Here is a 767-nt window from a genome sequence, read left to right as displayed (position 1 = left end):
ACCACTTGTTGAACAACAAGAGACTTCCACTTTTGGTTCTTCTTTCGTACCACAGCATGATGTTTCTTTTGCCATTACCGGTGCAGGCTCTCCACATGAAGATGTTGCACAAGATGACTCTTTCTTCTCAGCTTTCGGTGCTGAGTCGCCACAGCTAGTACCACAACTTGTTGCACCCGCTGATTCATACGCCTCTGGTTTTACGTAGCGTTCAAAGCCAAGTTTTTCAAGAACGTAACCGGCTACAACAGAGACTGTCATCGCGATTACAAAGTAGAACATCGCCACTTTCCAACCGAAAGTCACAACAAACAGGCCAATGATCACAGGGTTAAGCAGTGGGCTACCGAATAGGAACACCATCATAGGGCCAAAACCCGCTCGCGCTCTTAGCAAACCTTTGAGGAAAGGAATGGTTGAGCAAGAACAGAATGGTGTGATTGCGCCAAGCAGTGCCGCGACAACATAACCTTTACCCTTACGTGAGCTTAGAATCGACTGAATCTTTTCTGGTGTCAGAAATTCCTGCAGCACGCCAACAATGTAGCTAATCGCTAAGAAAAGGATGATCAGTTCGGTTGCTAAGAAAGCAAACATGTCTAAGGCTTCTTTCGCCATGGTGAGTATTTCGTTGTTCATAATTAACTCCAGATTGAGCACAGACAGTTCAAAGTTTTCTGAATTCTCTAAACTGCATCATTTCGAATATTCTCGAATTATAGAAATATAAATTTAATGATCAAGCAATATTTCGAAAAAAATCGAAA

The 767-nt window shown here is 42.9% G+C and carries 1 protein-coding gene; it reads right to left on the bottom strand.

What is annotated here, in order from left to right:
* A partial coding sequence (locus KIV40_RS30625; protein ID WP_285353049.1) for a permease occupies positions 1 to 639 on the bottom strand: 639 nt, incomplete at its 3' end.
* Positions 640 to 767: the final 128 nt, after the last annotated feature.

The organism is Vibrio sp. D173a (assembly GCF_030248475.1).
The sequence above is the reverse complement of the archived record's forward strand: the minus strand, read 5'-3'. Positions and strand labels throughout refer to the sequence as shown.